Source organism: Granulicella paludicola, from assembly GCF_025685545.1.
In the GTDB taxonomy this organism is placed as follows: Bacteria; Acidobacteriota; Terriglobia; order Terriglobales; family Acidobacteriaceae; genus Granulicella; species Granulicella paludicola.
In genome coordinates this window covers 263,349-270,223 of record NZ_JAGSYC010000024.1, presented here as the reverse complement: position 1 = coordinate 270,223, position 6,875 = coordinate 263,349, and the positions used below count along the sequence as shown (strand labels likewise).

The 6,875-nt window shown below is 57.6% G+C and carries 4 protein-coding genes; all 4 read right to left on the bottom strand.

The genetic code is table 11. The annotated features are described in order from the left end of the window. Nucleotides 1–8 precede the first annotated feature (8 nt). Complete coding sequence (locus tag OHL14_RS10515) at nt 9–2,573, bottom strand: S9 family peptidase (RefSeq protein WP_263379298.1); 2,565 nt, start codon at nt 2,571–2,573, stop codon at nt 9–11. 34 nt (nt 2,574–2,607) lie between these two features. Beyond that, nucleotides 2,608–4,185 (bottom strand): family 43 glycosylhydrolase, encoded by a 1,578-nt coding sequence (locus tag OHL14_RS10510; protein WP_263379297.1) that lies wholly within the window; start codon nt 4,183–4,185, stop codon nt 2,608–2,610. 276 nt (nt 4,186–4,461) lie between these two features. Continuing rightward, nucleotides 4,462–5,205, bottom strand: coding sequence for a GntR family transcriptional regulator (locus tag OHL14_RS10505; protein ID WP_263379296.1), 744 nt, complete (start codon nt 5,203–5,205; stop codon nt 4,462–4,464). Between the two features lie 135 nt (nt 5,206–5,340). Continuing rightward, complete coding sequence (locus OHL14_RS10500) at nt 5,341–6,873, bottom strand: APC family permease (RefSeq protein WP_263379295.1); 1,533 nt, start codon at nt 6,871–6,873, stop codon at nt 5,341–5,343. Between the last annotated feature and the right edge of the window lie 2 nt (nt 6,874–6,875).

Sequence of the window (6,875 nt, the reverse complement as noted above, 5' to 3'; positions counted from 1 at the left end):
GCGCCGCTCTACTCCGTTGTTGACTTGATTTCGGTCAGCCTCACTCTATTCCAGTCTGGAGGTTCCACGCCAAGCAGATGGTGCACGAAGTAGTCGTCGCGATAATGCTCGTCTGACAGGACACCGACACCGTGGTTCTGCCCCGGAATATAGAGCATGTCGAAATGCTTGTGGGCCTTGACCAGTGCATTGACCACCTGCAGCGATGAGGCCGGGTCCACATTGCTATCCAGCTCACCTGCGATGATCAGCACATGCCCCTGCAACCTCGATGCATTATCCACATTGGATGACGCTGCATACTGCGGCCCCACCGGGTAACCCATCCACTGTTCGTTCCACCACATCTTGTCCATGCGGTTGTCCTGGCATCCACTGTTCGTGACAGCGACCTTATAGAACTCAGGGTGAAATAGCATCGCGCCCATGGAGCTTTGACCTCCGGCGGAGGTACCGAAGATGCCCACACGACTGATGTCGTAGTAGGGATACTTCGCCGCCGCTGACTTGTGCCAGAGAATGCGATCGGGAAGACCTGCATCCGCAAGATTCTTCCAAGCCACGTCATGGAAAGCTTTGGACCGATTGCTGGTGCCCATGCCGTCGATATGCACGACGACGAAACCCAGTTCCGCGAGTGCCTGATCGGGTGCCAAAGCACTGAACGTCTTCGGCACGAAGGACCCCTGCGGGCCAGCGTAAATATTTTCGATGACGGGATATTTCTTCTTCGGGTCGAAGTTCAACGGTCGCGTGATAGTGCCCCATATATCCGTCTTGCCATCTCGTCCCTTCGCTACAAAAACTTCAGGAGCTTTGAATCCTGCTGCCCGCAACGCTGAGGTGTCTCCCTTCTCGAGCTCGAGTGCGATCTTCTGATCTTCACTGCGACGTAGCTGCGCTACTGGAGCCAGGTCAACACGCTGCCAGGCATCTACATAGAACTTGCGGTCTTTGGAGAAAACCGCAGTGTGCATTCCGTCCGCATCCGTGAGCCGTGTCAAGCCGGTGCCATCGAAGTTGATGCGATAGTACTGCGTAAAGTAAGGATCCTGATTCGCAATGGAGCCGCCCGCGGTAAACCATATCTTGCGCTTCGCTTCATCCACATAAACGACCTCGCGAACCAGCCAGTCCCCTTTCGTGATCTGGTTCTTCAGCTTGCCGGTGTGGCCGTCATACAGATACAGGTGCTCCCATCCATCACGCTCGGAGGCCCAAATAACTTCGTTGCCATCGTTGACGTCATAGCGGAACTTGCGCCCCGCTGACAGACCGGGGCCAAGGTCGCTATAGTAGAAGAACGTCGGTGACTCTTCGTCGATCAGTGCTCGCGGCTGGGCCGTATTTGCATCCACCTCGATCACCCTGTAGGTCTGATGTCCACGCTGGTTGTATTCGAAAGTGAAGCCACGACCGTCCTTCCACCAGACGGGAGGCGACAGGTCATACGGGTTCGGGAACAGCGCGTGGTCAATCTCCTTTGCAGCACGAGTTGCGACGTCGAAGAGCACTGGTGAGGCAACGTCAACCGGATCACCGGGCTTCGCGTATTCAATCGTCATATGCTTCGGTTGTATCTGGTCAGCAGGCGACGATTCGATATAGGTAATCTCGCGATCAAAGCCCGGGCGCGTGTGATACGCAGCGAGCTTCTTCGAGTCTGGCGACCACGCAAGGCTACGCAGCGAGTAGTAATTGTTCTCCGTGCCATCGAAGCTCAGACGGACCGCGTCCCCTTTGCCAACAGGCTTGAGATAGACATTGAAGTCCTGAATAAACGCCTCCCACTTCCCGTCAAAGGACGCACAGACCTCTGGCGGCCGCGGGGGAGCCTGCCCCGGAAACTGTGCGCCCATACCAAGATGCTCCGCACGCAACTCCGACCTGTCGTCCATGTCATCGGCACGGGGAGCACACGGTTGCGCTTCACGATGGAGTTCCGAGTCATCCTTGCCCGCGGCCGGCTGCCACGCAAGACCATCGTGAGGATCACCGCCGGGACCTTCCGAGTCGATAGCCTTTGGACTCTGCAAGGCGGGATCTTCGCTGGCCCGGCGATGCTCACCATTCACGTCATCGATCAGGCCGGTCTTGCCACACGTATACGCCTGAAGATCACACCGATAGAGTGACCCTGCGAGACCAAACTGCAGCGCCTTCTCATCGTCGAGAAAAGTAAGAGGCGCAGTCTGTCCTTCCCCTTCGCGAGACCTTCCAGGAGCGTGAGGTAGCCCTGACTGAAACGGAAGCGTCACCGGCGTGTACTGTTTCCCTGTAGCCTTCGAAACTGCATCAGATAACCGCTGATGATCGAAGGCCACCGTCTTCGCAGCAGCATCGGCATCGACGAGCATGTACTCCGTTCCGCCTTTTACGCTGCGGGCATACCAGAAGTGATGCGAGTCTCCGATCCAATGAGCAGGCCCAGGTACGTTCACTACTAGATCTTTCACCCTGTTCTGAAGATCATGAGCGCGCTGGTAGTCAGCGAGCGTGCCTTGCGCATGGAGCGCGGCTCCGACAGGCAGCGTCAGCAAAAGGTTCAAGATGAAACGGCGGCGTTGCGTCATCGTCAGGATGCTCCTTGCAGGAATATTGTTTGCTTCACTGAGCAGTACACGGGTTAGCGTTCGTCGGAGCTTCGCCGCCCGTCGAAGGCAACATCGGTTTAGGACTGAGGGCTTCCCACTCTTCAACAGCCACCGCGGCAAAGTGACCATCTCCTCCAGAAGCTTTGAAGACAGCGCGGAGGCATTGCGTCCGGATCCTCGGAAACTTCACCTCAAGAAACGTCCCAGTCGGACCTGTGGGATAGTCATCGGCTCTCGGGACCGGAACCCAGGTACCCTCTTTCCAGTACTCGAGATGCCAGCTTGCAGGCGGCGCGACTCCCTCGGAGGAGCCTGCTGGATGATCGCTCCAGAAGACGATCCGAGTGCCGTTCAAAGTAACCGGCTGCGCCCAGGTGTACTGAATCCATTGGCTCGAAGGATTATGGCCAGACCAGCTGCCCCACATATCGGGCGGCAGCGGGTTCGGCCGCACGATGCCATCGTTCAGAGCCTTGATCCAATACTGTAACGGCACCGGCTCATTCGAAGCGGAAGCATGTGCTGCCATGGCGATATTGCGTGTGGGCTTCGCTTCCGGCTGCGGCTCATGTGTCGGCTTGACCTTCAGGATGCGCGCGGGCTTCACGCTGTCGTCCCAATCCATCTCGTCGATCGCGACACTGCGACGAAAGTGATTACCGCCCTTCGCGTCTGCGGTGTGATACACGAGATACCACTTGCCTTTGAACTCGATGGCTCCCGGATGGGATGTGGTCGACGAGACGGGATCAAGAATCACGCCCTGATAGGTCCATGGCCCAAGAGGCGAGCTCGCCGTCCCATACCCAATGCAGGCGTGGTAAACAGCAGGCGTACACGGTGAGTCTGGTCCAGTCTGGTTATCGGCATAGATCATGTAATACGTATCGTTGCGTCGCATCAACCACGCTGCTTCAAAGAATCCCTTCAACGACCGCACCTTCACCACAGGCCCTTTGGGCGTGACCATATCGCGCTCAAGCTCGACTCCACGCAGTTGGCCGAAGGTCCCCCAGTACAGATACACCCGTCCATCCTTGTCGACCATGACGGTAGGATCGATGTTCTGAATGTCGTTCGACTCAGGCAGAGACTGCGAAACGATCGGCCCTGCAGGATGCGCATCCTTCCACGGCCCCAGTGGGCTATCCGCAACAGCAACGCCAATCACAAAAGGATCTCGATGTTCCGGCTTGCCCTCCTGCACCGGCGCGTAGAGATAGAAACGCTTATCCGGTCCCTGCACGATCTGCCCCGCGTACGCATGCCCAGGCTTCGACCACGCAAAGATGTTCTCCGGCCGAGCGAAGTTCGCGTAATGCTGCCACACGTGTGACTCAACATTCTTCGTTGCGAACACCTGCCACTCGTTCATCACGAAATCGTTCTGATCTGGCGCAGCCTCATCGCGCCCCGCGAGGATATATAGCGTGTCGCCTGCCACCATCGGCGCAGGATCGGCAGAGTAATACGAGCCGTCCGACAGGATGGGGTTGCCGGAACTATGAATCACCTGTGGCCGCGGAAGGCCCTGACCCGATGCTGTCGGCACCACCAGCGAAACGCCGAATGCCAGCATCGCAAGAGTCATAGCTGATCTGCGGCGATGAGTGTTCCAACACATTGCAAAATGCGGCAACGTCGATCCTTTCACGTGGCGCGAGCATTAAACCCTCAGTGCCGAGGCAGGGTTGAAGGCGCGCTGACCTGGTCCAGCAGACACACGAAATAGAATACATTTTCGTATATATCATAGCTGGCTGCAAGACAAGAAACTTATTAGGGGCTCCCCGATACGCCACACCTCAAAAAAGACGGCAGCAGGCAAATTGCCTGCTGCCGTCTTCAGCTGCCTATTGATAAGCCGCTACCAGCTACCGCGCTCGCCAAAGATGTCGATCACATGGCCCAACCGATCGGCGCCGCGCAGCCAGTTCGCCTGCAGAGCCGTATCGACCGCGTCCGAATCGCCTGATTCAACCGCCCGGATGATCGTCTCGTGCTCCTGCACCGAGGTGTGCAAATCCTTGATGATCGAGCTCGCATAGAGGCGCCAATAGCGCTCAGTCTGAGGTTCTATACCGCCGTGCAGCGTGGTCAAACGCGGACCAGCGCCATACTTGATGATGAGGCGATGGAAGTCCCGGTCAATTTCGAAGATCTCCCCCGGATGACCACTCTGGCCGCTCGCTATATGAGAAAGCCGTTCATTCAACGCACGCAGTTGCGTGGTGATCGGCTTGCGCTGGCCCTCTGGTAGTTGAGTTACTCCTCGGCCAGCGATCCCTTCGAGACTGCCGATAATCCTGTACAGCTCATTCGCATCTTCCTTCGTAAGAGGCGCCACAATCATCCGCGATTTGCTGACATTCCGGTGCTCGAGCACATAGCCTTCGCGCTGCAGCCAGTGAATCGCACCGCGCACGGGAGTGCGACTCATATTCAGTCGTTCGGCAAGGTCGGCTTCCAATATCCAGGTTCCCGGGGATAGACGACCGTGGACGATCAGTTCACGAATCTCGCGGAAGGCTGTGATCAGGCTGGTGCCATGCTCAGCCTTCGCCTTTCCATTCTTTGCGGCGGCGGGTTTCTTACTCTTTGCTGTAGCCATGAGGAATCAATAGGTTCTCGAAAGACAACCTCATTATCACACGGCAGTAAACGCAGAACTGTATGCAAACGCACCTCGGTCTCACGTACTTACCGTTCCCGGATTTTTAATACATCGCGGCGCAGCCCCATCCTTTCAGGCAGATAGCGCTGCTGCTGTCTGGGCGCCCTTCGCTTCACCGTGGCGGCGCAAAAACCAGTACACAGGCAGCCCGCTCACGATAATCAAGAGCCCAGGCCATGTGGTGGCTGTGCGATAGCAGAAGAGCACCACGAGCGTAATCGAAGCTCCCAAGATGTAAAGCGCCGGCAGCCACGGGTATCCCCAGCACCGGTAGGGCCGCGGCATCTCAGGCCGCGTCCGGCGAAGACGAAAGATCCCGTAAACCGTGAGGATGTAGAAGATCAACGCCGCCGAGATAACGTAATCGAGAAGGTTACTGTAGAGATTTCCATACGTCTTTGTGGCAACGTCATACGTGCGCGGCAGTACCAGCAAGAGCGCCCATGCACACTGCATCATCAGCGCCGACGCTGGCACACCCTGTCGGTTGAGCCGGCCTGCGCGGCGGAAGAAGAGCCCGTCTTGTGCCATGGCATAACAGGCGCGACCACCGGCGAGCGTGATGCCATTCACCGTACCGAACGTGGACACCATAATGAGTACGGCCATCGCAAAGGTGCCTGTGCCATGCATCACCGTGTTCACCATCTGCGTAGCCACGCGGTCTGAGGGCGAGGTCTGGATCGCGTGCATTGGAAGCACCGCCAGGTAGCAAAGGTTGCAGAGCAGATACAGCACGATCACCAGAGAGGTGCCGATCGCCAGCGATAGCGGAAGATTGCGCTTTGGGTTGCGGACCTCGCCCGCAACAAAGGTGATGTCATGCCAGCTATCTGCGGAGAACAGCGAACCCGTCTGCGACACACACAGCGCAACCATCATTCCGAAGGCCGTGAAAATATCGGTCTTCCCGATCGCCACGGTTCCCTGCGGACGCCAAGCATGTGCGAAGTTCGCATGGAACACCGCCGGCGTATGGAGAAACGCAAACAGTCCCAGCCCCAGCAACAGCACCATGCCCAGCAGCTTCGCGACCGTAAAGACATTCTGGATCAGCTTTCCCCACCGCACCCCGTAACAGTTAATGACCGCGACCAGAAGAATCACAAACAGCGCGAGCATCTGCGCCGTCGACAGCGAGACCGCGTAACCAGGCAGCACCTTGAGGGGAGAGATCAGGTAGTTCGTCTCACTGACCACAGGAAACACCACGCCTGAGAAGCGAGCAAACGCAATGGCAACGGCGGCGATCGTACCCGTTTGGATCACCGTCAGCAGCGTCCAGCCGTAAAGAAAACCCACCAGCGGAGATAAGGCCTCGCGAAGGTAAACATACATGCCGCCCGCAGCGGGCATCATCGCAGCCAGTTCCCCATAGCTGAGAGCTCCCGCAACCGTCAGCACTCCCGTGATGAGCCACGCCACCAGCAGCCAGCCAGCCGAGCCCACCTGTCGCGAGATCTCCGCGCTGACGATGAAGATGCCCGAGCCCACCATAATTCCCGAGACGATCATCACCGAGTCAAACAGACCAAGCGCCTTGCGGAACTCTCCATCGTGCTCTGCCCCGGACTCTCCCTGCAACGATTGCTTGTCTGCGTTCAACC